Source organism: Streptomyces sp. NPDC025806, assembly GCF_055558275.1.
Genome location: NZ_JBVHMU010000014.1, coordinates 78,625 through 103,772, shown reverse-complemented (window position 1 = coordinate 103,772; position 25,148 = coordinate 78,625). Strand labels below are relative to the sequence as shown.

The 25,148-nt window shown below is 72.1% G+C and carries 19 protein-coding genes; 6 read left to right on the top strand and 13 right to left on the bottom strand.

Annotated features, from left to right (window positions below):
• Nucleotides 1-10: 10 nt before the first annotated feature.
• The 6 genes from ACZ4E1_RS28585 to gcvPA form a co-directional block, all read right to left on the bottom strand.
• Nucleotides 11-2,653 (bottom strand): glycoside hydrolase family 31 protein, encoded by a 2,643-nt coding sequence (locus ACZ4E1_RS28585; RefSeq protein ID WP_467544590.1) that lies wholly within the window; start codon nt 2,651-2,653, stop codon nt 11-13.
• A gap of 187 nt (nt 2,654-2,840) precedes the next feature.
• Complete coding sequence (locus ACZ4E1_RS28580) at nt 2,841-3,482, bottom strand: GntR family transcriptional regulator (RefSeq protein WP_467544588.1); 642 nt, start codon at nt 3,480-3,482, stop codon at nt 2,841-2,843.
• Between the two features lie 50 nt (nt 3,483-3,532).
• Entirely contained in the window at nt 3,533-4,279 is a 747-nt protein-coding gene (locus ACZ4E1_RS28575; protein WP_467544584.1) for an SDR family NAD(P)-dependent oxidoreductase, read from the bottom strand.
• Nucleotides 4,280-4,349: 70 nt separating this feature from the next.
• Complete coding sequence (locus ACZ4E1_RS28570) at nt 4,350-5,504, bottom strand: ATP-NAD kinase family protein (protein WP_467544582.1); 1,155 nt, start codon at nt 5,502-5,504, stop codon at nt 4,350-4,352.
• The gene (gene gcvPB / locus ACZ4E1_RS28565; protein ID WP_467544579.1) at nt 5,501-7,090 is read right to left on the bottom strand and encodes an aminomethyl-transferring glycine dehydrogenase subunit GcvPB; all 1,590 of its coding nucleotides are present in this window, start codon (nt 7,088-7,090) and stop codon (nt 5,501-5,503) included. Before gcvPB ends, ACZ4E1_RS28570 begins: the two co-directional genes overlap by 4 nt.
• On the bottom strand, nt 7,087-8,517 hold the full coding sequence (gene gcvPA, locus ACZ4E1_RS28560; RefSeq protein ID WP_467544576.1) for an aminomethyl-transferring glycine dehydrogenase subunit GcvPA: 1,431 nt from the start codon (nt 8,515-8,517) through the stop codon (nt 7,087-7,089). Before gcvPA ends, gcvPB begins: the two co-directional genes overlap by 4 nt.
• A 165-nt stretch (nt 8,518-8,682) precedes the next feature.
• Between gcvPA and ACZ4E1_RS28555 the strand changes: the two genes are divergently transcribed.
• From ACZ4E1_RS28555 to ACZ4E1_RS28535, 5 genes are all read left to right on the top strand, one after another.
• Complete coding sequence (locus ACZ4E1_RS28555; RefSeq protein WP_467544573.1) at nt 8,683-10,038, top strand: ABC transporter substrate-binding protein; 1,356 nt, start codon at nt 8,683-8,685, stop codon at nt 10,036-10,038.
• A 5-nt stretch (nt 10,039-10,043) separates the two neighbouring features.
• A complete protein-coding gene (locus tag ACZ4E1_RS28550; protein ID WP_467544570.1) occupies nt 10,044-10,985 on the top strand; it encodes a carbohydrate ABC transporter permease in 942 nt (313 codons plus the stop codon).
• The gene (locus ACZ4E1_RS28545; protein ID WP_467544567.1) at nt 10,982-11,809 is read left to right on the top strand and encodes a carbohydrate ABC transporter permease; all 828 of its coding nucleotides are present in this window, start codon (nt 10,982-10,984) and stop codon (nt 11,807-11,809) included. Before ACZ4E1_RS28550 ends, ACZ4E1_RS28545 begins: the two co-directional genes overlap by 4 nt.
• Complete coding sequence (locus ACZ4E1_RS28540) at nt 11,806-13,806, top strand: beta-galactosidase (RefSeq protein ID WP_467544563.1); 2,001 nt, start codon at nt 11,806-11,808, stop codon at nt 13,804-13,806. Before ACZ4E1_RS28545 ends, ACZ4E1_RS28540 begins: the two co-directional genes overlap by 4 nt.
• Nucleotides 13,807-13,915: 109 nt before the next feature.
• Entirely contained in the window at nt 13,916-16,087 is a 2,172-nt protein-coding gene (locus ACZ4E1_RS28535; RefSeq protein ID WP_467544559.1) for an MGH1-like glycoside hydrolase domain-containing protein, read from the top strand.
• Nucleotides 16,088-16,090: 3 nt separating this feature from the next.
• Here ACZ4E1_RS28535 and ACZ4E1_RS28530 read toward each other — a convergent pair whose 3' ends face one another.
• From ACZ4E1_RS28530 to ACZ4E1_RS28500, 7 genes are all read right to left on the bottom strand, one after another.
• Complete coding sequence (locus ACZ4E1_RS28530; protein ID WP_467544556.1) at nt 16,091-17,227, bottom strand: serine hydrolase domain-containing protein; 1,137 nt, start codon at nt 17,225-17,227, stop codon at nt 16,091-16,093.
• A gap of 81 nt (nt 17,228-17,308) precedes the next feature.
• A complete protein-coding gene (locus ACZ4E1_RS28525) occupies nt 17,309-18,784 on the bottom strand; it encodes an amidase (protein WP_467544553.1) in 1,476 nt (491 codons plus the stop codon).
• Nucleotides 18,785-18,997: 213 nt separating this feature from the next.
• Nucleotides 18,998-19,459 carry a hypothetical protein gene (locus ACZ4E1_RS28520; protein ID WP_467544550.1) on the bottom strand — a complete coding sequence of 154 codons (462 nt, stop codon included), beginning with the start codon at nt 19,457-19,459 and terminating at the stop codon, nt 18,998-19,000.
• A 32-nt stretch (nt 19,460-19,491) separates the two neighbouring features.
• Nucleotides 19,492-20,289: a purine-cytosine permease family protein gene (locus tag ACZ4E1_RS28515; protein WP_467544548.1), complete on the bottom strand. Its 798-nt coding sequence runs from the start codon at nt 20,287-20,289 to the stop codon at nt 19,492-19,494.
• Nucleotides 20,290-20,426: 137 nt separating this feature from the next.
• A complete protein-coding gene (locus ACZ4E1_RS28510; protein WP_467544546.1) occupies nt 20,427-21,332 on the bottom strand; it encodes a polysaccharide deacetylase family protein in 906 nt (301 codons plus the stop codon).
• A 57-nt stretch (nt 21,333-21,389) separates the two neighbouring features.
• On the bottom strand, nt 21,390-22,568 hold the full coding sequence (locus ACZ4E1_RS28505) for a maleate cis-trans isomerase family protein (protein WP_467544543.1): 1,179 nt from the start codon (nt 22,566-22,568) through the stop codon (nt 21,390-21,392).
• A complete protein-coding gene (locus ACZ4E1_RS28500; protein ID WP_467544541.1) occupies nt 22,565-23,902 on the bottom strand; it encodes an MFS transporter in 1,338 nt (445 codons plus the stop codon). The genes ACZ4E1_RS28505 and ACZ4E1_RS28500 overlap by 4 nt, the downstream gene beginning before the upstream one ends.
• A gap of 208 nt (nt 23,903-24,110) precedes the next feature.
• Here ACZ4E1_RS28500 and ACZ4E1_RS28495 point away from each other — a divergent pair, with 208 nt between their 5' ends.
• Nucleotides 24,111-24,782 (top strand): GntR family transcriptional regulator, encoded by a 672-nt coding sequence (locus ACZ4E1_RS28495; protein ID WP_467544537.1) that lies wholly within the window; start codon nt 24,111-24,113, stop codon nt 24,780-24,782.
• Nucleotides 24,783-25,148: the final 366 nt, after the last annotated feature.

The following is a 25,148-nucleotide window of genomic DNA, read 5'->3' as shown; positions in this document are numbered from 1 at the left end:
CTCGTTCGGATCAGCTCAGGCGCACCGTGAAGGACCGGTCCGTCGGCAGGGTCGCCGTACGGATCGTGGTCACGTCCTTCGCCGCGTCGTACGACCACGAGCCGTTCGGCAGCGGTCGTCCGTCGACCGTCACCCGGTGCGGCTCCGGCGCCCCGTGCACGGTGAAGGTGTACGAGCGCTGGGCGGCCTGGCCCGAGTAACTGCCCTTGGCGGCGCCGACGTTGAGGACCGTGCCGTCCCGGTCGGACTCCAGCGTCACACGCTGCGTCGCCGACTCGCCCTTCGCGAACTTCCGGGTCACCCCGTCGTCCTCGTAGAGCGTGTACGAGCTCCGGCCGCCCCGGTCCGCGTACACGTCCCAGCCGAGCTGCGCCTTGTCCCGGGTCTTCCAGGAGGTCGTGCCCTTCGGCCACATCGGCACGACGGCCCCGGACTTCACGAAGACGGGGAGCGTGTCGATCGGGGCGTCGTAGCCGTCGAGGGTCGTCGGACCCTTGTACTGCTTGCCCGTCCAGTAGTCCGTCCACGTGCCCTTGGGCAGGTAGATGCCGTCACGCTTGTCCGCGTCCTTGTAGACCGGGGCGACGAGGAAGTCGTCGCCGGCCAGGTACTCGTACTTGGCGTTCGCACCCAGGGTCTCCGGGTCGTCCGGGTACTCCAGCCACAGCGGCCGGACCCCGCCGACGCCCGTGTCGGAGGCCTGCTTCGCCAGCGTGTACAGGTACGGCATCAGGCGCTCGCGCAACTGGAGGTACTTGCGGTTGATGGACGTGTACGGCTCGCCGTCCACCCACGGCTGCTGGTTGATCTTCTGGCCGGTCGTCATGTCCCGGGCCCAGCCGTCCATCGTCATGACGGCCGGCAGGAAGGTCTTCGCCTGGAGGTCGCGGGCGTACATCTTGGCGTCGTGGGAGTAGATGGAGCCCACGTCACCCGTGTTGTACGCGATGCCGGACAAGGTCGCGCCCGCGTAGGTCGGGATCTGCCAGCGCACGTAGTCCCAGGACAGTTTCTGGTCGCCGGACCACAGGACGGCGCAGCGCTGGGCGCCCGCCCATGACACCGGCATCCACACGAAGCCGCGCGCGTCGCTGTTGTCCTCGATGCCGGCCTTCGCCCGGTCGCAGGCGTCCAGGGCCATGCCGTAGCCGTTGCCGACCCAGGCGACGTCCAGCTTGGCGACCCGCTGGCCGGCCTTGACCTGGTCGGCGAGCTTGTCGATGCCGTCCTGTGTCCACAGGCCGAGCTGGGCGCCGCGTTCCTGGAGGCCCTTGGCGGTCTCGGCGAGGTTCTCGTAGCCGCAGCCGTAGCCGTCGTTGACGAGCATCCAGCCGAGCGGCATCTGGTTCTGGACGTAGCCGTCGGCGACCTTCAGGGAGTCGAGGGTGTGCCGCTCGCCCTGGTTCGCGTTGTGGAGGTAGCAGTCGGCGTCGCCCGGTTCGAGGCCGTAGACCGGCGGCATGAACGGCTTGCCGACGAGTGACGTGTACTTGCCGATGACCTGCTTGGCGTCACCGAGGAAGTAGTACGCGTCGAGGCGGCGCTCCTGCTGCCCGGTGTGGACCGAGGGGCCGAAGTCGTAGACGCCGGGCGCGAACGTGTTCCGGTAGACGCCGTAGCCCGCCGAAGAGAGGTAGAACGGCTGGGAGTTGGGGTAGCCGCCCTCGTTCCAGTTCGTGTTGTTGGCGACGCGGACCGTCTTGTCGCGGTGCGAGAAGGACCCGTTCTGCTCGCCGCCGCCGAAGAACTGCTCGTCCGCGGCGCGCTGGAGGCTCTGCCGCATGCCGCCGGTGGACCAGCGCAGCGGCTTGTCCTCCTGCCACACGCGCGTCTTGTTGTCTGCCTTGTAGAGGCCGAAGCGCAGCGGCTTCTTGTAGACGCGCAGGACCGCGTCGGCGGAGCGGATGCCGTAGTAGGCGCCCGCGTCGAAGGACGAGGTGTGGGTGTTCAGGGCGGGCTGTTCGCGCACGATCTGGGAGCCGGCCGGGTCGCTGAAGGCGCCCGACGGGTCAGCCTGGAGGCGGAGTTGACCGCCCTTCAGGAAGTCGGCGCGGGCCTTGAGGCCGCCCGCCGCGATCTCGTACCGGCCGTCGCCGCCCTTGAAGGAGGTCAGGTCGCCCGCGTCGGTGGTCTCGGGCAGATAGGCCTTGCCGACGAAGGAGTTGTCGTGCACGTCGTACGGCACGACCACGACGTGATAGGTGCCGTTCGCCTTCGGGATGACGGTGGCCTCGGGGTCGGCGGTGCCCGCGCTGGAGGCGACCTGCTTGCCCGCGTCGTCATAGATGTACATGTCGAAGTCGTCGGTGGGGCGCTCGGCCCACTCGATCGAGACCGGGACGCCGCCCTCGGGATTGTCGTCCCAGTACCCGTCCGGGACCGACACCTTGAGGTCGAAGCGGTCGCAGACCTTGCCGTCCGGATCCTCGGCGGCCGTCGGGCACTTCGAGGGGCTGTCGACCGTGCCCGCCGCGTACGTGGGGCTCTGCCAGGTGACGCTCTTGTGCTCGGCGTCGAGGGTGCCGCTGCCGGGGGTGGCCGCGCCCGCGTCCTGGGCGGGTGCGGCGAGCAGCGCCGCCGCGAGCGCGGTGGTGGTCCAGGCGGCGAGGGCTCTGGCTCTGCGGTGCGGTTGTCGTTGGTGCGGTTGTCGCATGTGGCGCGTCTCCACTCAGAACGACCAGCAGTTGTTTACTTGTGCTTGAAACTTGCGGTCAGTGTGCAGCTTCGCGCAAGCGTCGTGCTGAAGATTTCCGCGTCACGCAGGTTCATGTCAACCGAAAGTGCGGAAGGGGCCCGGCGTGACGACGCCGGGCCCCTTCCTCGGACTTCGAAGAGCGCGCTCAGTCCTTCAGGCGCTCCAGGATGCGGTCCATCCCGCTGTTCCAGTTCTCCTGGAGCGCCGCCACCGCCGCGTCCAGGTCACCGCTCTGGAGGCACTCGGCGATCCGCTCGTGCTCCACGGCCGAGCGCTCCAGCACGTCCTGGTCGCCGAGCGCCACCCGCTCGTAGCGGTGCATCGTCAGCTTCAGGGACGTGATCAGCTGCATCAGCCGGCCGTTGGCGCAGCCCGACAGGAGCAGGTCGTGCCACGCGTCGTCGTAGCGCTCTATGACGTCGTGCGGGGCCTGCGGCGCCGAGAACGCCCGGGCCTCCTCCAGCAGACGCGGCGCGACCTCCGCGAGATGGCCGGGGGCGCTGGAGCGCAGCGCGAGCGCCTCCAGGGTCGCGACGATGGCCGTCAGGTCCCGGAACTCCTGCGCGCTGAGCGGGGTGAACCGGAAGCCCTTGCCGCGCTCGCTGGTGATCACGCCCTCGCGCTCCAGGGTGATCAGGGCCTCGCGCAGGGGCGTACGGCTCACGCCGAGCTCGGTCGCGAGCTGTCCCTCGTTGATCGGCTCGTCGGTCGCGATCGTGCCGCTGCCTAGGCGCCTGAGCAGTTCCTCCTTCACCTGCTCACGCAACGGTCGGTTCTCGATCGGCATCTCGGCAGCCCTCCCCATTCGGTCCGGTCGATTATCCGCCACGCCGCCGGTCAGGCGGTACCGGCGCCGTCCACCGGGATGATCGCGCCGCTGATGAACGCCGAGGCGTCCGAGGCGAGGAACGCGACCGTCTGCCCGATGTCCCGGGGCTGCCCGATCCGGCCGAGCGGCCGGTCGGCGGCATCGGTGTAGAACGCGTCGGCGCTCTCGCCGAGCTGCCGGGCCTCCTCGGCGAGCATCCCGGTGGCCGTGTCGCCGGGGCAGACGCAGTTCACGCGGATGTTGTCCGGGCCGTGGTCGATGGCCATCGCGCGGGTCATGTTGACGACCGCGCCCTTCGACGCGCAGTACGAGACGGCCCGGGCGCCGCCCGATATGCCCCACCCGGAGCCGGTGTTGACGATCGAGCCGCCGCCCCGCGCCGCCATGCCGGGGATGACGAGCCGGCTCATCAGCAGGATCGAGCGGACGTTGACCGCCATCACGAGGTCCCAGTCGTCCTCGGTGATCTCGCAGACCGTGGAACGGCGGATGATGCCCGCGTTGTTGAACAGCACGTCGACGCCGCCGAACCGGTCCTCGGCCGTCGCCACGACCGCCTCGCAGTCCGCCCGCCGCGACACGTCGCACCGGACGAACACGCCGCCGACGTCCTTCGCCGTCTGCTCGCCGCCGTCCGAGTCGATGTCGGCGACCACGACGCGGGCGCCCAGCTCGGCGAGGGCCTGGGCAGTGGCCCGGCCGATGCCGGCGCCGCCGCCGGTGACGATCGCGCGCTTGCCGTCGAGAGAGATCATCGTGTCCTCCTGGAGGAGCTGAAGGGGTGTGGATCCAGGCTGGGATTCAGGCTGGGGTTCAGGTTGGAATTCAGGCTTCGGTTCGGTAGAGGGAGATCCGGCGGTGCCCGGTGATCACCCGGACGTGGCCGGTCAGTTCGGCGTCGAGAGCGCGGTCGCCGGTGTCGACGAGCAGCGGACGGCCCCGGAGCGCGGCGAGCTTCGCCTCCGCGCACACCACGAGCAGCCCGTCGCGCCCGCCCGCCGCGCGCAGCACGCGGGGCGAGATCTGCTGATTGCCGCGGCCGAGCAGGAAGCCCTGCCCGCCGATGGGGGAGACGACCACATGACAGGGCCGGGCCGGATCCAGGCGCGCGAGGATCCCGTCCTCCGACGCGTCCTTCGCCGTGACGACGGCCTGCCCGTCGCGCAGGTCGAGCACGTCGACGCCCGCGAGGGAGACGTCCGCGCCGAGGGCCGCCGCCACGGCACGCGTCGTGGTGCCCGGCCCGAGCACGAGCAGTCCGTCGCCCGCGCGCCCGGCGAGCTCGGCCGCGATCCCGCCGCTCGTGTCGTACGCGGCCGAGGCGCTGCCCGTCTTGCGCTGCTGCACCCGGGCCGGCACATCGGGCACGGTGAGCCAGCCGTGCAGCCGGGAGGCGGTGCGGCCCGCGCGCAGCGCCGCCTCGTCGCGGTCCATGACCTCCGCGTCCCGGACTCCTCTCGCGGCCCCGCTCAGCCGCGCCGCCGCGACCTCCCCGGCGGCACGCGGCCCGACGGCGAACACCGCCGAGTGCATCTTGACCCCCGTCGGCACCCCGAGCACCACGCACGGGGCGCCGTCGAGCGCCCGGGCCACGTCCCGCGCGGTCCCGTCACCCCCGGCGAACAGCACCAGGTCGACCCCCGCGGCGACGACGGCCCGGACGGCGGCGACGGTGTCCTCGGCGGTGGTGCCGAGCGGGCCCGGCGTGCCGGGACGGGGCACGGCGACCGTCTCCACCTCCAGGCCCGCTGCCCGCGCCGCCTCCGCACCCATCGCCCCCGGGGCGGTCACGACCACCGGGTCGCACCCACGGGCGCGAAGTTCGGCCAGGGCCTCCCCGGCGCGCGCCGGGGCCTGCGGGACCGCGCCCAGCTCCAGGGCGCGCCGGGCCGCGTCCCGGCCGTCCGTGCCGCCGAGGCCGACCCGGCCGCCGAGCCCGGCGACCGGGTTCACCACGAGACCGACGCGGGGCCGTGTCACGCGGGCTCGCCGAGGATCTTGCGGCGGTAGGCGCGCCAGGACACCGCCCAGGTCGACGGATCGTCCAGGGCCTCGGGGCGCACCCGGTGGATCGTCGAGCGGTGGGGCGCGGTGCGGACCGTCTCCGGATCCTCGTAGGCCTCCCGGGCGACCTCCGCGAGGATCGCCGCGTACTCGTCCAGGTCGGCCCGCGTGTACGACTCCGTCGGCTCCAGGGTCATCGGCTCCGGGACGACGTACGGGTGGTGGCTGGTCCAGTAGTGGGTGCCGAAGTCGGCCGCGCGCAGCCCGAGGTCCTCGGAGTGCACGCCCGTGTCCTCGTACAGTTTGCGCCAGCTGTAGCGGACCTGTTCGACGCGGGGGCGGCCCTCGGCGTAGGGGACCTCGACGCCGGGGATCCGCCGCACCTTGTGGAGCAGGTAGTTGTTGTTGAGGACGGCCGTCTCGGCCGCCGCGCGCAGGCCGTCGGCGCCGAGCGACATGATCCACGCGTAGGCGCGGACCAGGTTCGGGACGACGCCGTGGAAGGGGCGCATCTTGCCGACCGACTCGGGGCGGTCGGCGTCGAGCCGGTAGCGCTCGCCGTCGAACTCGACGGTGGGGACCGGGAGATACGGGGCCAGCTCGGCGGTGACCGCGCACGCGCCGGCCGCCGGACCGCCGCAGGCGTGCGGGGTGGAGAACGTCTTGTGCAGGTTGAAGTGGCACAGGTCGAACCCGGCGTCGCGGGCCCGCGTGATGCCGAGGATGCCGTTGGCGTTCGCCTGGTCGTAGGAGCACAGGCCGCCGGCCTCGTGCACGATGCGCACGAACTCCTCGATGCGCGGGTTGTAGATGCCCGTGTCCTCCGGGTTGGTGATGAGGAGGGCGGCGGTGCGCGGTCCGACGGCGGCCTTCAGGGCCTCGATGTCCGGGTAGCCGTCCGCGTCCGGGTGCAGGGTGATCACCTTGAACCCGGCGGTCTTCGCGCAGGCCGCGTTCGAGGGGTGCGAGAAGATCGTCGTGATGACCTCGTCGCGCTGCTCCAGCTCGCCGCGCGCCGCGAAGTAGGCGCGGATCATCGCCACGTTGGTGTAGATCGCCGCGGACCCCGCGCCCGGCTGGAGCGACACCCGGTCCATGCCGGAGATCTCCTTCAGCAGGCCCTCCAGCTCGTGGATGATCCGCAGCACGCCCTGGACGGTCTCCTCCTCCTGGAGCGGGTGCAGGGCGGCGATGCGCGGATCGCGCACGAACCGGTCGTTGACCTTCGGGCTGTACTTCATCGTGCAGGTGCCCTGGCCCACGTCGATGTTGAGGTCGGCGCCGAGGTTCTCCTGCGACAGCCTCAAGTAGTGGCGCAGCACCTGCTGTTGGGACATCTCGGGGAGCGCGGGCGGCTCGGCGCGGCGCAGGGCGGCGGGGAGCTCGGGCGCGGGGAGCGAGGGGTCGGCAGCGGGGACCAGGACGCCGCGCTCGCCGGGCGAGCCCAGCTCGAAGATCAGCTTCTCGTCCCAGGACGCCTGGTGGAAGCGGCGCAGCGCGGGCTTCGGGGCGATGCGCGCCGCGTCGGGGGAGACGGGGGCGGGGGTGGCGTGGGCGGTCACTTGACGATCTCCTCCAGCGTCGTGGCGAGCAGGTCGATGTCGGCCTTGGTGTGCACCTCGGTCACGCAGAACGCGGCCGTGCGCTCCCCGGTGGGCACCCCGCCGAAGATGCCGTGCCCGCGCAGGTCGGTGCGGATCTCGGCGGCCGAGCGGGAGCCCGTGTACCGGACCGTGAAGTCGGCGAAGTGCGGGGTGTCGCCGAACGGCACCTCGATCCCGGGTACTTCGGCCAGCCGGGTGCGCGCGTACGCGGTGAGCCGCAGGATCGTGTCGCCGATGTCCCGCATGCCCTGCGGGCCCATCAAGGCGAGGTAGACCCCGGCGCCGATGCCGTGCAGCGCGGCGGCGGTCCCGACCCACTCCTTGCCCTCCTCCCGCCGGGCGAAGGACGTGCGCTCGTACGCGACGTCGCCGAAGCCGTACTCGCCCTCGACCTCGGTCGGCACGAGCCCGAACAGGCGCGAGGGGTACTCGGCGACGAGCCGCTCCTCGTCGCGGGTGGCGATGAACCCGGCGTTGCCCCCGCCGAAACTCTGGTGGACGCCGAGCGGCTGGATGTCCCCGCACGCGATGTCGGCGCCGTAGGAGGACGGGGGAGCGAGCACCCCGAGCGTGATCGGGTTGCAGCCGACGACGTACAACGCGCCTGCGGCGTGAGCGAGTTCGGCCAGGTCCGGCAGCGCCGCGTCGATCACGCCGAGCGCCGAGGGGGCCTGCGCGTACACGGCGGCGACCTCGCCCCCGGCGAGCGCCGCCCGCACGGCGGCCAGGTCGGCGCCTCCCGTGGCGGGGTCGACGGGGACGACGGTGACGTCGTGGTCGGGGCGCACGTAGTCGCGGATCCGCGACAGCTCGTCGGCGCCGACCGACGAGGCGACGAGCAGCCGGCGGCGGCCCGTGACGCGTCCGGCCATGCGCAGCGCGGTGCCCGCGGCCTGGAAGCCGTCGTACACCGGCACGTTGACGATCTCGACGTCGAGCAGCTCGGCCATCATCGACTGGTACTCCCACAGGGCCTGGAAGCGCCCGTGGTCCTCGTAGGGCTCACCGGCGTAGGCCGTCAGGAACTCGCTGCGGTCGACGATCTCGTCCACCACGGCCGGCACATGGTGCTGGTAGCAGCCCGCGCCGAGGAAGCTCAGGGCCTCACGGGTCGTCGTGTTGCGGCCGAGCAGCCGCTCCATGTGCCGGGTCAGCTCGGCCTCGGAGCGCAGCGGCGCGGGCAGATTCAGCGGGCGGTGCAGCCGGATCCCGTCGGGGATGTCCGCGTAGAACTCCTCGACGCTCGCGGCGCCGATCGCGTCGAGCATCGCCCGCCGCACGGCGGGCACGGCGTTCGGGATGTACGGGTGCGGAGCGGGCTCGAAGGGCTCGATGGGCTCTGCGGGCTCGGAGGGTTCGAAGGCCTGGGCCTGGGACGACGTCATGCCTCGCCTTTCGGGTGGGCGGAAGTCGGGGTGACTGGAGGGGGCTCAGCGGGGGAGCGGGCCCGGCGGGGCCGAGAAGTCTTTGTGTGTACGCCTCTTGACGGCCGGGTCCGTCATTCAGTGTTCTGAATACAGCATTAGGCATTCAGGCTCCAGGAGGCAAGAGTGTCAACAGCACCCACCCGGCGCAGCGTTCTGGCCACGGGTCTCACCGTCTCGGCATCCGCCCTGCTCACCGGCTGTGCCATGGGCGGCTCGGGCGGCGGCGGAGGCGAGACGCGCGAACTCGGCGGCAAGAGCGACAAGACCGGCGACCGCCCGAAACTCTCCGGCACGATCACCGTCTGGTCGTGGGACGTCGCCGCCACCGCCATGAAACGGCTCGGCCGGACCTTCGAGGCGAAGCACCCCGACACGACGATCAAGGTCGTCGACATCGGCTACGACAACGCCTACGACAAGATCACCGTGGGCCTGCGCGGCGGCAGAGGCCTGCCCGACGTGCTCACGATGGAAGGCAGCTACCTGCCCCGCTACACCGCCAACTTCCCCACCGGCTTCTACGACCTGGCGTCCCTCGGCGGCCGCTACGGCGGCGACTTCGACCGCGCCGCCTGGCGCACCGTCACCGGCGGCCCGGACGGCGACAAGGTCTTCGCCCTGCCCTGGGACATCGGCCCCTGCGCCCTCTACCACCGCAGCGACCACCTGCGCGCGGCCGGAGTCCGCCCGGACTCCCTGCGCACCTGGGACGACTACGTCACGGCCGGCATCCGGATCAAGAAGGCCACCGGACACAAGCTCCTCGTCATGGACTCGACCGACTCCGGGATCCTCCCCATGCTGCTCCAGCAGCAGGGCCAGTCCTACTTCAAGGGCGGCCGCGTCGCCCTCGACACCCCCGCCGCGCTCAAGGCCATGACCGTCATGCGCGACCTCGCCGAGCACGGACTCGTCTCCTACGAGAAGGGCTGGGACGGACTCGTCACCGCCACCAAGGAGGGCAAGGTCGCCACCACACCCACCGCCGCCTGGTGGACCGGCACCCTCACCGCCGAGATGCCCGAGCTGAAGGGCAAGTTCGGCGTCGTCCCGCTGCCCGGCTTCACCGCCGACGGCGTCCGCACCTCCAACATCGGCGGCTCCACCCTCTGCGTCCCCGCCCAGACCAAGAACGCCGACCTCGCCTGGGAGTTCATCCGCTTCCTGCTCACCGGCAGGGCCAACCAGGTCTCCATGCTCAAACGCGAGGGCCTGTTCCCCGCCTATCTCCCCGCGTTGGAGGACCCGTACCTGAGCGCGCCGCAGGAGTACTTCGGCGGACAGCGCGCCAACGCCGTCTTCGCCCGCCTCGCCCAGAACATCCCGCCCGTCGAGTACACCGACGACGACGCCAAGGCGAGCGACATCGCCACGGCGGCCGTCAACGCCGTGATGCTGCGCGGCAAGGACCCGAAGGCCGCCCTCGCCTCCGCCGCCGACCAGCTCGCCGACGCCACCAAACGGAAGAAGGTGGCCTAGCACCCATGGCCGTCCTCGACACCCGCACCGGGCCCGGCACCACCTCCGCCCGCCCGGTGCCCGGCCGCCGCACCCGCCGGCCGCGCCGCCGCCTGCGACGCACCGGCTGGATCTTCGCCGCACCGGCCGCCGCGCTCTTCGCCCTCTTCTTCGCCTACCCCCTGGGCGCGAGCGTCCTGCAGTCCTTCACCAGCGAGGACGCCGGCGCCGTCCACTGGGTCGGCCTCGACCAGTACCGGCGCATGTTCCACGACACGGCGTTCCTGAAGTCCCTCGCCAACACGGGGCTGATCCTCGTCGTGCAGGTCCCCGTGATGATCGGGCTCGGCCTCGTCCTCGCCGTCCTGCTCAACCAGTCCTGGCTGCGCTTCCGCGGCACCTGGCGCGCCCTGCACTTCCTGCCGGCCGTCACCACCCTCGTCGCGTACGCCGTCGTCTTCCAGGTCCTCCTCAAGACCGACGGCGGCCTCGTCAACCAGATCGTCGGCGTGTTCGGCATCGGCCCCGTCGACTGGCTCAACGACCCCACCTGGGCCCGGATCTCGCTCATCCTCACCCTGACCTGGCGCTGGACCGGCTACAACGCGGTGATCCTGCTCGCCGGACTCCAGGCCATCGGCAAGGACCAGTACGAGGCCGCTTCCATCGACGGCGCCGGGACCCTCACCACGTACACCCGCGTCGTGCTGCCCCAGCTGCGGCCCGTCCTGCTGTTCTGCGTCGTCACCTCCACCATCGGCACCCTCCAGCTCTTCGACGAGAACTACGTGCTGACCCGCGGCGGCCCCGACGACGCCACCCTCACCCCGGTCGTCTACCTCTACAAGGTCGGCTTCCAGCAGTTCGACTTCGGGTACGCCGCCGCCATCGCCTGGGTCGTCGTCGCGCTCATCGCCGCGATCTCGGCGCTCCAGTACCTCCTGTTCGGAAGGGAGCGCCGCCGATGAAGGGCGCCCGATTCGGAATGCGGCTGCTCGCCCGCGCCGTCCTCGTCGCCGGCGGGATCGTCAGCCTCGTCCCGTTCCTGTGGATGGCGATCGCCGCCACGCACTCCACGTCCGAGCTGTTCCACTCGCCGCCCCCGTTCCTGCCCGGCGGCAAGCTGCTCGACAACCTGAGCCGGCTCCAGGAGACCATCGGCTTCGGCCGGGTCATGCTCAACAGCCTCGGCGTCGCCCTCGTGCACACCGTGCTCAGCTCGGTCGTCTCCGCGATGTGCGGCTACGGCCTCGCCAAGTACCGCTTCCGCGGGCGCGGCCTGCTGCTCGGCGTCGTCCTCGCCACCATGATGATCCCGTTCCAGGTGCTGCTCGTGCCGCTGTTCCAGATGATGGCGAGCATCGGCTGGATCGACACCTACCAGGCCGTGATCCTGCCCTTCCTCGCCAACTCCTTCGGCATCCTGCTCATGCGGCAGTCCTTCGTCGACTTCCCCGACGAACTCATCGAGTCCGCCCGCATCGACGGCTCCGGTGAACTGCGCACCTTCTACCGCGTCGTCCTGCCCTGCGTGCGCCCCCAGCTCGGCGCCCTCGTCATCTTCACGTTCATGGCCGGCTGGAACAGCTTCATCTGGCCGCTGCTCATGCTGAACTCCGAGGACCGCTACACCGTGCCCGTCGCCCTCAACACCCTCACGGGCCTCTCCCACGTCGACTACTCCGGCCTGATGCTCGGCTCGCTCCTCGCGACGCTCCCGCTGATGGCCCTGTTCCTGCTCTTCCAGCGGCAGTTCGTGGCCGGACTGCTCGGCGGGGCGGTGAAGGGATGACCCCTGTGCCCACGGCGGAACACCTCACCCGAGTGAACGGCCTGCTCTACGGAGGGGACTACAACCCCGAGCAGTGGCCCGAGGAGGTGTGGAAGGAGGACGCCGCCCTCATGCGCGAGGCCGGGGTCACCATGGTGACCGTCGGCGTCTTCTCCTGGGCCCGGCTCCAACCCGGCCCGGACACCTGGGACTTCGGCTGGCTCGACCGGCTCCTCGACCTGCTGCACGCCCACGGGATCGCGGTCGACCTCGCCACCGCCACCGCGTCCCCGCCCGCCTGGCTCGTCCGCGCCCACCCGGAGATCCTCCCCGTCACCGCCGACGGCGTCCGCCTCGAGTTCGGCTCCCGGCAGCACTACTGCCCCTCGTCCCCGGAGTACCGGGACGCCGCCCTGCGCGTCACCCGCGCCCTCGCCGAGCGCTACGCCGACCACCCCGCCCTCGCCCTGTGGCACATCCACAACGAGTACGGCGACCACGTCACGGAATGCTTCTGCCCGCGCTCCGCCCAGCACTTCCGGCAGTGGCTGCGCGACAAGTACGAGACCGTCGACGCCCTCAACCACGCCTGGGGCACCGCCTTCTGGTCCCAGCGCTACGGCACCTACGACGAGATCGAACCGCCGCGCACCGCCCCCGGCCCCGTCAACCCGACGCAGCTGCTCGACTGGCGCCGCTTCTGCTCCGACGCCCTCCTCGCCCTCCACCGCGCCGAACGCGCCGTGCTCGCCGAACACGGCACCCTCCCGGCGACCACCAACTTCATGTCGATGTTCAAGGCCCTCGACTACTGGAAGTGGGCCGAGCACGAGGACCTCGTCTCCGACGACGCCTACCCCGACCCGTCCGACCCCGAGGCCCACATCACCGCCGCCCGCAACTACGACCTCATGCGCTCCCTCAAACAGGGCCGCCCCTGGATCCTCATGGAACAGGCGCCCTCCGCCGTCAGCTGGCGGCCCGTCAACGTGCCCAAGAAGCCCGGACTGCAACGCCTCTGGTCGCTCCAGGCCCTCGCGCGCGGCGCCGACGGCATCCTCTACTTCCAGTGGCGGGCCGCCCGCGCGGGCGCCGAGAAGTACCACAGCGCGCTCCTCCCGCACGGCGGCACCGCCACCCGCGGCTGGCGCGAGACCGTCCGCTTCGGCGCCGAACTCGGCCGGCTCGCCGAGCTCGCCGGCAGCCGGGTCGTCCCCGGCGCGGCGATCGTCCTCGACTGGGACTCCTGGTGGGCCCTCGAATCCGACGACCACCCCTCCGCGCGGATGCGCTGGCCCGCACTCCTGGGCCCCTGGTACGCCGCGCTCCACGCCCGGGGCGTCACCGTCGACTTCGTGCCCCCGCACGCCGACCTCACCGGCCGCCCCCTCGTCCTCGCCCCGAGCCTCCACCTCCTGCGCACCGCCGACGCCGAGCGCCTCACGGCGTACGTCCAGGGCGGCGGCCACCTGGTCTGCGGCCCCTTCAGCGGCGTCGTCGACGAGCACGACCACATCCACGACGGCGGCGCACCCGGCCCCCTCGCCGGCCTCCTCGGTGTCCGCGTCGACGAGTTCTGGCCCGTCCCCGACGGCGAGAGCGTCCCCCTGGCCTCGGGAGCGCGGGCCACGCTGTGGACCGAATGGCTGGAGACCCCGGGCGCGGACGTCCTCGACACCTACGCCTCGGGCCCGCTCGCCGGCCGCCCCGCCGTCACCCTCGCCCGCCACGGCACCGGCACGGCCCGCTACGTGAGCTGCCATCTCCCCGACGCGATCGGCACGGTCCTCGACCCGGCCCTGGCCGAGGCGGGCATCACCCCGAACGCTCCACTCCCCGCCGGCGTCGAGACGACGGTCCGCGTCACCGAGACCGGCGCCCGCTACCGCTTCCTCCTCAACCACACCGACAGCCCTCAGGACCTCCCCGCCACCGGCACCGACCTCCTCACCGGCACCCCCGCGGACGGCCGGCTGCACCTGCCGGCGCTGGGCGCGGCCGTCCTGCGGGAGGGGTGAGACGGGCGCCCCGCGCCTAACCGGACAGCTCGGCGGGCCGATCCGACGGCCCGCACCGCCCGTGCACGAACCGAGGCACGTCCCCCTACCCCCTCCGGGAGGCAGAACCGTGACCGCACATCGCACGACCCGCGCCCTGCTCGCCGCACTGCTGCTCGTCGGGGGCGGTGCGCTCGCCGCGCCGCCCGCCGCGGCGGGCGCACCGCCCGGGGACTACGCCGACGTGCTCGACCTGCACGGCACCCCGGCCGCCGCCGAGGCCGGTGACGCCGACGACAACAACCCCGTCGGCGTCTTCGCCGACCGCGGCGCCTGGCACGCGTACAGCCTCCCGGACGCCGGGGACCGCGACGCGTACGGCGGGTTCGGCGGGCCGCTCTACATCGCGCAGGAGTACCCCTGGTGGCTGAGCCGTTCCTTCAGCCGGATGCGGCTCACCGAGGACGGCCGCACCCTCGCACTCGACGCCGGCGGCACCCCGCGTTTCACCTCGCTCCCGGGCCGCCTCACCCAGGAGTACGACCTCGGGGACGGCCTCAGACTGAGCCTGGAGCTGCGGTTCGCCACCGATCGGTCGGCCCTCGTGCGCGCCGAGGTCAGAAACGCGGGTACGAGCGCCCGTACCGTGCGCGCCGACTGGTCCGGCAGCCTGCTGCGGCCCGCCGACGCGCCGATGAAGGACGCCCCCTCGCTCGCCGCCACCGGACACGGCGTCGGCGTCGACTTCGCGAAGGTCCGCGAGACCTGGGACTACCTCACCGACGGCACCGAACGCTTCGAGGTCACACACAAGGAGCCGGTGAGCACCACGGTCGACGGGGACACCTACCGGTCCTCGGCGAAGACCCCCGTCACCCTGCGGCCCGGCGCCGCCCACCGCTTCGACTGGACCGAGTCCTACACCTTCACCGCCGCCGAACGCTCCCGCGAGGCCGAACGGGTGCGCGTGGTCCTCGCCCGCCCCGACTCCGTCACCGCTTCCGGCGACGCCCGCTGGCGCCGCTATGTCGACGGCGTCACCGAGGGCGTGCCCGCCGGGCGGCGCCGCATCGCCGTGAAGTCGCTGGAGACCCTGGTCACCAACTGGCGCTCCGCCGCGGGCCGGATCGAGCACGACGCGATCACGCCGTCCCTCTCCTACAAGTGGTTCGCCGGCGGCGTCTGGGCCTGGGACACCTGGAAGCAGGCCGTCGGCACCGCCCGCTTCGACCCCACGCTCGCCGAGTCGCAGATCCGCTCCATGTTCGACTGGCAGATCACCGCCGAGGACAAGGAACGGCCGCAGGACGCCGGCATGATCCCCGACGTCGTCTTCTACAACGACCCGGCGCGCGGCGGCGGCAACTGGAACGAGCGCAACTCCAAGCCCCCGCTGGCCGGCTGGGCGGTGTGGGAGGTCTACCGGAAGTCCGGCGACCGCGCCTTCCTGCGCGAGATGTACCCGAAACTCGCCGCCTACCAGGCCTGGTGGTACCGCAACCGGGACCACGACCGCGACGGTCTCGCCGAGTACGGCGCCACCGTCGACCCCGCCAACGACTCCACCGAGGAACGCCGTCTCGCCGCCGCCTGGGAGAGCGGCATGGACAACGCGCCCCGCTTCGACGCGAAGCTCGGCACGAGCGTCGTCGCCAACCACGCCGCCGACGGCACCCTGCTCGGCTACTCGCTCGACCAGGAGTCCGTCGACCTCAACGCCTATCTCGCCCAGGACCAGGAGTACCTGGCCCGTATCGCCGATGCCCTCGGCCGGGGCGCCGACGCCGACCGCTGGCGGACCCGCGCCGCCGCCACGCACGAGGCGGTCCGCACGAAGATGTTCGACCCCGCCGACGGCTGGTTCCACGACATCGGCCTCACCAGCGGCGCCCCGCTCACCGACCGGGGCCGCGGCATCGAGGGCGCCGTCCCGCTGTGGACCGGCACCGCCACGAAGGAACAGGCCCGCGCGGTACGGGACCGGCTCACCGATCCGGCCGAGTTCGCCACCCGCGTCCCCTTCCCGACCGTCGCCCAGTCCTCCCCCTACTTCGCGTCGACCCAGTACTGGCGCGGCCCCGTCTGGCTCGACCAGGCCTACTTCGCCCAGGCCGGACTGCGCCGCTACGGCTACGGGGCGGACGCCGACGACCTCACCGGCCGGCTCCTCGCGCAGGCCTCCGGGCTGAGCGGGAACGGGCCGATCATGGAGAACTACGACCCGCTGACCGGCGCCCCGCTCAACTCCCCGAACTTCAGCTGGTCGGCCGCGCTGCTCCTGCCGATGCTGCGTGGCCGCTGACGGTCACGAGGCCGCGTACTCCCAGAACTCCCGCATCATCGGCGTCGGCGTCGGGCCGGTCATCGCGTACTGCGTCATCAGGACCGTGACCAGGCCCGTCGACGGCGTCAGATGCCCGGCCGTGCCGGAGCCGCCGAGCCAGCCGTAGCGGCCCGGCGCGCTCCACGGGTCGCGCCGGGTGACGTCCACCGTGCCGCCGTAGCCCCAGCCCTGTCCCTCCAGGAAGAGTTCGCTCGCCGCGCGCTGCCCCGCGGTCAGGTGGTCCGTCGTCATCAGCCGGACCGACTCGGAGGTCAGCACGTCGCCGCCGCCGGACAGCAGCATGCGGGCGAACGCCCACCAGTCGTCGACCGTGGAGACGAGCCCGCCCGCGCCGGAGGGGAACGCGGGCAGCTCGGACCAGTCGCCGTCCGGGCGGTCGACCAGCTCGGCGCCACCGTCGGGCGTCGGCGTGTAGAGGCTCGTGAACCGGTCGCGCCGCGCGGCCGGAACCCGGAACCCCGTGTCCCGCATGCCGAGCGGGCCGAAGACCCGCTCGGCGAGGAAGTCCGGCAGGGAGGAGCCGGTGGCGCGCGCGATCAGCACGCCCTGGAGGTCGGAGCAGGCGTTGTAGAGCCAGGCCTCGCCGGGCTGGTGCAGCAGCGGCACCCGGGACAGGGCCGCCAGCCAGGTGTCGGGGTCCGGCACCTGCAGCGGGTGGAACGGGTTCATCAGGGCGAACAGCGGCTGCGTCGCGGGCAGCGAGAAGTCCGGGGCGAAGCCCCAGCCCGCGCGGAACGTCAGCAGGTCCTCGACCGTGATCGGCCGGGCCGCGGGCACCACGTCCTCCAGCGGGCCTGCCGGATCCCGCACGACGCCGGGCGACTCCAGCTCCGGCAGCCAGTGCGCGATCGGAGCGTCCAGCGTCAGGCGGCCGTCCTGGACGAGCGTCAGGACGGCCGCGGCGACGATCGGCTTCGTCAGGGAGGCGAGCCGGAAGATCGAGTCGCGGGCCATCGGCCGCGAGCCCTCGGCGTCGGTGTGGCCGACGGCCGCCACCTCGACCTCGCCCCCACGGGCCACGAGCGCGACGGCGCCGGGCACCGGCCCCTTGAGGACGTGCGGTGCGAGCACATCGCCCAGCGCGGTCCTGTCGGTCATGGTCACCCTCCACGGTGCGGACGCGGCCGCGCCCGTCGCGCCCGCATGTCGTGAAGGGAAGACTGCCCCGAGGGGCCCGGCTCATCGGTCCTGACGCACTCGATCCGCCCGATCGCGGGAGCGGTCGTCCGGCGGCAGCAGCGGCCAGGGCGCCGCCGCCTCGAACGCGGCGCACGCGTCGAGCAGCGCCGCGTCGCCCAGATGCCGGCCGATCACATGGATGCCGACGGGCAGACCCTGTGCGGTCAGCCCCGCGGGCAGCGACGCGGCGGGCAGGCTCGCCATGTTGGCGATCGGCGTGAACGTCGTCCAGTGGTCCTCGTCCACCGTCCGTCCGTCGATCTCCCGCGGCCCGCGCATCCCGACCGGGAACGCGGGAACGGCCGTGGTCGGCGAGACGATCAGGTCGTACGTGGACAGCAGCCGGGCCAGCCGGTTCGCGACGGCCTTGCGGACCTGGCTCGCGTCGGTGAACTGCTCGGCGGTCCACGGCGTGGCGAGCAGGGCCCGCAGATGCGGGGACATGCCGTCGCCGAGCCGCTCGGCCATCGCCCGCATCCCGGTCAGGTCGGTCTCCGTGGCGACGATCGCCCCGAACGCCTCGACGTAGTCGGGCAGTTCGAGGTCCACGAGGTCGACGTCCGCGCCGAGGTCCCGCTCGAAGACGCGGACCGCGTTCTCGACGACACGGCGCACCTCCGGGTCGACCGCGATGTGCCCGAGGTCCGGGCTGTACGCGATCCGCAGCCGGCCGACCGGGCGGCGCACCGTCCAGGCGACGTCGCCGCACGGGATGGAGTGCCGGTCGCGCGGATCGGGTCCGGCGAGCACGGACAGCAGGAGCGCGGCGTCGTCGACCGTGCGGGTCAGCGGGCCGATGTGCTCGACGGACTCCCAGCCGTTCACCCCCGGGTAGCGCTCGTCGCGGCAGCCCGGGTAGACGGGGACGCGGCCCATCGACGCCTTGAAGCCGACGAGGCCGCACAGTGCGGCGGGCAGCCGGATCGAGCCGCCGCCGTCGCTGCCCAGCGCGACCGGGGCCATCCCGGCCGCGACCGCCGCCGCGGAGCCCGCGCTGGAGCCGCCCGAGGTGCGGGACGGGTCCCAGGCGTTGCGGGTCACCGGGAACAGGGGATTGTCGCCGGTGGGGCCGTAGCCGAACTCCGAGGCGTTCGTCTTGCCGAGCACGACGGCGCCGGCCGCGACCGCTCGTTCGACCACGATGTCGTCCTCGTCCGGGACGAAGTCCGCGTAGGCGCGGGAGCCGGAGGTGGTGCGGATGCCCCGGGTGCAGATCAGGTCCTTGACGCCGAGGGGGACGCCGGCCAGCGGGCCCACGTCCTCGCCCCGCGCCAGGGCGTCCTCGATGGTGCGCGCTGTGGCGCGGGCCAGGTCGGGGGTCGGGGTGCAGAAGGCCCCCAACTCCCCGTCCCTTTCCGCGATACGGGTCAGGGCGGCCTCGGTGACCTCTACGGGGGAGAGGGTGCGGGTCTTTATGCGTGCGGCGATCTCGGTGGCGGTCAGCCGGCAGAGTTCGTCGGCGTCGGTGGGGCGCATTGTGTTCGGGGGCCTCTCAGGTTCGTTGGCGAGTGGCGGGCCGGTGGGGGCTGGTCGCGCAGTTCCCCGCGCCCCTGAAATGCATGCCCTTCGGGCGCATTTCCCCGATCAAGGTGCGGGGCGCCTGTTGTCGGGGGAAGGCGCGGCGAAGCCGCATGCCTTCCAGGAGCGCGGGGAACTGCGCGGCCAGCCACACTCAACCGGTGGTCGGGGTCAGGGGGTTGGGACCACGGCGGGTTCCGCCTCAGGCGCCGGTTCCACAGAACGGCTCCGACGGTCCGTCAGAACGTACACGCCCGCCGCGACCGCGATACCGAACAGAGGATCCGGCGAACCCGGCAGGAGATAGTGGGCCAGGGCCGCCACAACGGCACCCGCCGCCCACGCCCCCAGCGCGTTCCACCGGAACGCCCGCACGTCGGAGACCGCGCGCCCCCGCCGGCGGACCTGGTCGGCGATGAGGACCGCGCCGATCGGCGGGACGAACACGCCGAGGAGGTTGAGCCATTCCACGAAGTGCCCCCACACCCCGGCCAGCGCGAACCCGAGACCGAGGACGCCGAGCCCGAGCGCCAGCGGCCGCATCCGCAGAGGGGTGAGCGCCGACCAGCCGACGGCCCCGTTGTAGAGGCAGTGCGAGGCGACGGAGCCGAGGTTGACGAAGACGAACACCACGGCGACGGCGGTGAGCAGGGGCCCGTGCCCGGTCAGCAGGGGAAGAAGCCGCCCCCGTCGGCGGCCGGGTCGGCGGACCCGCCGATCGCGACGACGACGCCACCGAGCGCGTAGGCGAGGAAGTTGGAGAGCGGGAAGGCGAAGAACGTGGCGGCGACGGCGCTGCGGCCGGTCTTCGACCACCGGGTGAAGTCGGCGGTCATGGTGCCGGAGTCGGAGAACCCGGCGATGACGATGGCTACGGCCCCGCCGAAGCCGAGCGCGCTGCCCGCACCTTGGTAGGTGACGGCGTCGCCGAGCGAGGAGTGCGTGGTGCCGTAGCCGATGGCGACGGCGGCGAGGATCACGAACAGGGGCGTCGCGATCATGCCGACGATCGCGAGGGCGCGGATGCCGGCGACGGTGAGCAGGGTGTAGACGAGGCAGCCGACGACCGCGCCCCACATCGGGTTCCAGCCCAGGGTGGATTCGAGGGTGGAGCCGGTGAGGCCGATCTGGAAGCTGAACCAGCCGATGACGACGGTGGCGAGGAAGCCCGCCGCGGCGATCCGGCCGCGGGTGCCGAAGGTGTCGGCGGCCTGGAGGGCGAAGTTCTTGCCGGTGCGGCCCGCGTAGTGGCTGAGCGCGCCGACGTAGGCGAACAGGACGAGGTTGCCCGCGAGGATCGCGAGGAGGCCCTGGACGAGGCCGAGGTTGTAGACGATGACGCCGCCGAAGACGGCGTTGCCGAGGTTCATGGGGAAGCCGAACCAGACGGCGGCCACGGACAGCAGACTCTTGCGTGCCGTGGTGGGGACAGGTGCGTGTTCGTACTCTTCTGCGCTGGCCATGTGCCCCTCCGAAGGGGTGGGTGGGATGCAGCTGGGAGTGGAAGTACGGGAGGGCGCCCGCGGGAGCGGCGGGCGCCCTCGTCCGGCCGCACGCACGCGCGGCCGATCATGGGGGGAGAGGAGGAGGGTGGGGAGCGTCAGCGCATGTCGGCGGGGCGCTCGGTGCCCTCGAAGGGGAAGCGGCGGCGGAAGTCGTCGGCCGCGTCCTCCAGCGTCACGAAGGAGACGCCCTCGTGCCCGGAGACGTACTCGATGAAGCGCTCCAGCATGAGGAGCACCTGCGGGCGGCCGGACACGTCCGGGTGGAGCGTGACCGGGATGACGGCGTAGTCGAGCTCGCGGTGCACCCAGTCGAACTGGTCCTTCCAGTCCTGCTCCAGGGCGCGCGGCGACACATAGCCGTGGCTGTTGTGGCTGTGCTTGTTGAACATCATGGGCGGCAGGTCGTCGACGTACCAGTTGCCGCAGAACTCGACGAGGTCGACCTCGCGGCCGTGGACGAGAGGCTTCATCCAGTCCTTGGCCTCGGCCTTGTAGTCGATCTTCGTCCAGGAGTCGCCGACCCGGGCGTAGAACGGGGTGAAGTCCCGGTAGTTCTGCGAGTGGTCGTAGCTGAAGCCGTACTTGTGCAGGAGCGCGGCCGTCGACTCGGACATCTCCCACCAGGGGGCGACGTAGCCCTTGGGCTTGCGGCCGGTGAACTCCTCGATGAGTTCGACCGACTTGGCGAGGACGTCCTCCTCCTGCTGCGGCGTCATCGCGATCGGGTTCTCGTGCGAGTAGCCGTGCGCGCCGACCTCGTGACCGGCCTCGACGACCATCCGGGTCTGCTCCGGGAAGGTCTCGATGGAGTGGCCGGGGATGAACCACGAGGTGCGGATGTCGTAGCGCTCGAACAGCTTGAGGAGGCGGGGGGTGCCGATCTCACCGGCGAAGACGCCGCGCTGGATGTCGTTGGGCGAGTCCTCGCCGCCGTAGGAGCCGAGCCAGCCGGCCACTGCGTCGACGTCGACGCCGAGTGCGATCTGAATGTCCTTGGCCATGAAGGGGTGCTCCCTAACTACTACAACTGGTACGGGGGAAAAGGCGGGCGGGGAGGGTCAGGAGAGGCGCTCGGTGAGGACCGCCGTCGCGGCGGCCAGCGCCTCCTGGTCCGCGGCGGACCAGTCGCGCTCGCGCATGCTGTGCACGGAGATCCAGCCGGTCATCGCGCCGCCCGTCTGGACCGGCGACAGCATCTGGGCGTTGACGCCGTAGACGTCGATGAGGGCCTGCGGCGGGTTCGGGGCGTCCCGGAAGTGCGGCTGCACCAGGGCGCGGCGCTCGGCCTCCAGCCACTCGACGGTGTTGAGGCGGCGCTGGTCGAGGGAGGCGTCGCGGCGGATCGAGCGCACTCCCTCGCCCAGGGCCTCACCCGCGGTCAGGTCCACGTGCAGACCGTGCGCGGGCAGATCCACGCGGAACGTCGTGCGGTCCGCGCCGGTCGCCGACAGCAGACCGGTGAGCACCGACTGCACCTCGGCGCGCAGGGCGCCGTCGCGCAGCAGGGTGCCGAAGCCGGACCACGAGGGGGCGGCGCCGGCGAGCCGCAGCGCGTTCCACAGCGTGGCCGTCACCGAGTCGAACACCGGGATGTCCAGGGCCTGTTCGAGGCGCTCGGCCTCGAAGGCGCCGTGCACGTTCGTGCAGACGACGGCGACGGCCTGGGCGCCGTCCGTCGCGGCGGCCTCGACCTGGCGGGCCACGTCGGCGGCCGGGATCCGGGCGAACGCCTCGTTGTCGTCCTCACCGAACGGCTCGGCGAGCACGCACTCCAGGCCCTCCCGGGCGTACTCCGCGACGATCGCGTCGGCGACGTCACGGGTGTACGGCAGGGCGAGGCCGAGCCGGGTCACGCCGTACGCGGCGCAGGCGTCGAGCAGAGCGAGCGTCGAGGTGGTGGCGGGGACGCCGGTGGCCTCGGTGAGCGCGGCGGCGAGCTTGCGGTCGCGCTCGACGCCGAGCCAGGAGCCGGAGGTGCCGTTCCAGACCAGGACGTCGACCTTGGCGTCGGCGAGCTGCCGGCCGGCGGCCAGCATCGGGACCGGGTCGAACTGGGCGTCGCTGCCCGAGTCGAGCGCGATCCGGGTGACCGGCACCCGCGCGAAGTGCGCGGTGACCGTGCCGGCCGCGCCCCGCAGCAGCCCGTACGTCACGGGCTCCAGGCAGGTGTTGGACGAGGGCGTGAGCATGCCCACGCGCAGCGGACGGGTGCCGATCGTCGGACGGTTGTCGCTCATCGGACGACGAGCCTCCTCGAGTAGTCGATGACCAGGGACGAGACGGTGAACAGGGCGCCCGCGCCGACGAAGTAGAGCAGCGCCCAGGTGTAGGAGCCGGTGCCGCCGACGATGAAGCCGACCGCGATGGGCGTGACGATTCCGGCGATGTTGCCGGACAGGTTCATGGCGGCGCCGACGACACCGGCGTTGGCCCGGCCGCCGAGCGTGGAGGGCAGCGCCCAGTACAGGCCGGCCCAGCGCAGGAAGAAGAGGACGCCGGCGAGCAGCAGGACGGCGGTGAGCGCGTCCGGGACGAGGACCACGCCGAGCAGGCCGGCCATGACGGCGACGCCCGCGGTGCCCATCATGGTCCGCAGCACGGTGTTGGTATTGCCGCCGCGGTTGCGCCAGGTGTCGGAGAGCCAGCCGCCGATGAGCTCGCCGACGAAGCCGGCGCCGAAGATGACCAGGGTGGACCAGCCGATGGACTTGATGTCGAAGCCCTTGGTCTCCGACAGGTACAGCGGGCCCCAGGTCAGCAGGCCGTAGAAGACGCCGTTGAAGCCCATCCAGCCCAGGCACATGCCCCAGAAGGAGCGGTGGCGCACGTAGGAGCGGAGCTTGGCGGGGCGGTCCTCGCAGGGGGCGGCCGCGTCCTCGGCGGCGTGCGCCTCCTCGATGTACGTGGCCTCGGCGTCGTTGACGGAGCGGTGCTCGCGCGGGGTGTCGCGCAGGAACCACAGGGCGAGGAAGCCGACGGCGACCGTGACGACACCGGCGACGACGAAGCTGATCCGCCAGCTGCCGGTCCAGGCGATGAGGCCGGAGATCGCGATGCCGCCGAGGGCGGAGCCGAGCGGGGCGCCGCCGTCCATGAGGACCGCGCCGCGACCGCGCTCCTTGGGGGCCAGCCAGGTCGCGTTGAGCTTGCCGCCGGCCGGCATGACCGGGGCCTCCACGGCGCCGAGCGCGAGGCGGGCCGCGAGCAGTGAGCCGACACCGGTGGCTCCGGCGGTGAGGCCGGTGGCGATGCCCCAGCCGACGCACGCGCCGCCGGCCATCTTGCGGGGACCGAACCGGTCGATCAGCCAGCCCGCGGGGAGCTGCATCAGCGCGTACGTCCAGAAGAACGCGCTGAGCACGAAGCCGGTGATCTCCTTCGTGAGGTGGAGATCCTTCGTGATCAGGGGGAGCGCGACGGAGACGGAGCCGCGGTCGATGTAGTTGAGCGAGACGACGCCCAGGAGCAGGAGGAAGACCCTCCAGCGGGTCCGGGTGGGAGCGGCTGCGGACGTGGCTCCCGGGCCCTCGGTGGCCACGTCGGGGGAAGACGTGGGCTTGGCTGACGACATGACTGACCCTTTGTTTCGGCAGGGGGACGAGCTGCGGAACGGGGCATGCTGCGGGCGGCCGCGGTGGCGGTCGCAGGGCAGATGTGAGGTGCATGTGACGTGCGCGTTCGGCGCTATGGCATACCAAAGAATGCGGAAGACCATGGCCTGCGTCAAGGCGTTGGTATACCGTAATTTCAAATTTTCCGGGAGCGCACGGGGAGGACACATGGCACAGGCGGGGTCCGGCGAGGTCGGATGGCTGCGCGACCAGGTCTGCGAGGGGATAAGGGACCGGATCATCGCCGGGCATCTCCGGCCCGGCGACCGGCTCCTCGAACGGGAGGTCGCCGAGGAGTTCGGCGTCTCCCGCATCCCCGTGCGCGAGGCGATCCGCGTCCTGCTCAGCGAGGGCTTTCTGGAGGCCGTGTCACCGCGCAAGATCGTGGTGAAGCAACTGTCGTTCCAGGACGTCCTCGACCTCTTCGATCTGCGCGAGGCCCTGGAGGTGCTGGCCGTGCGCCGCGCCACCGAACGCGCGGAGAAGCCCCAACTCGACGCGCTGCGCCGCCTGTTGGACACCGCGCGCAAGGCCACCCGTACCGGCCGCGCCGCCCGGATCTCCCGCGCGAACACCGACTTCCACCATCACATCGTGGAGATCGCGGGCAACACGATGCTCGCGGGTACGCTCCAGCCGCTGGAAGGGCGGATGCGGTGGCTCTTCCAGCAGGTCGACGATCCTGAGGCGGTCTGGGAGGAACACCGCGAGCTGTACGAGGCCATCGCGGCCCGGGACGTGGACCGTGCCGCCGACTGCGCGCTGCGCCATGTTCGCCACTACCGGGAGGAGGCCATCCGCCTCCTCTTCGATCCGAGCCCGGCGCCGGTCGAGCCCTGACCCTTGGGCTCCGCCCGGTGCCGGTTGTCGTTGCCCGGGGTGCGGGTGGTGCCGGGGTCTTGCCTGGGGGCGGCCTCGAAGGCGCCGCCGGCAGCGGCGCCGCGCGCCCGGCTACGGCATCTGGCGCCTGGCAGGGCCGATGTCGCCTTGGCCCCGGCCCTGCTCCCACCCTCCCGCCCCCTCCGGGGGCGTCGGTCCGGCGCCCGGCCTCGGGTAGTGCGCCGCCCGGTCGCTGACCTCGTCGCCGCCGTAGGGGTCGCGGATCATCGCCGGGTGCCACGTCGGTGGGGCTTCTCGCGCAGTTCCCCGCGCCCCTTACGGGGCGCTTCTTGCCCGGCGCTTCGGCATGGGGGCAGGTGTTTTGGC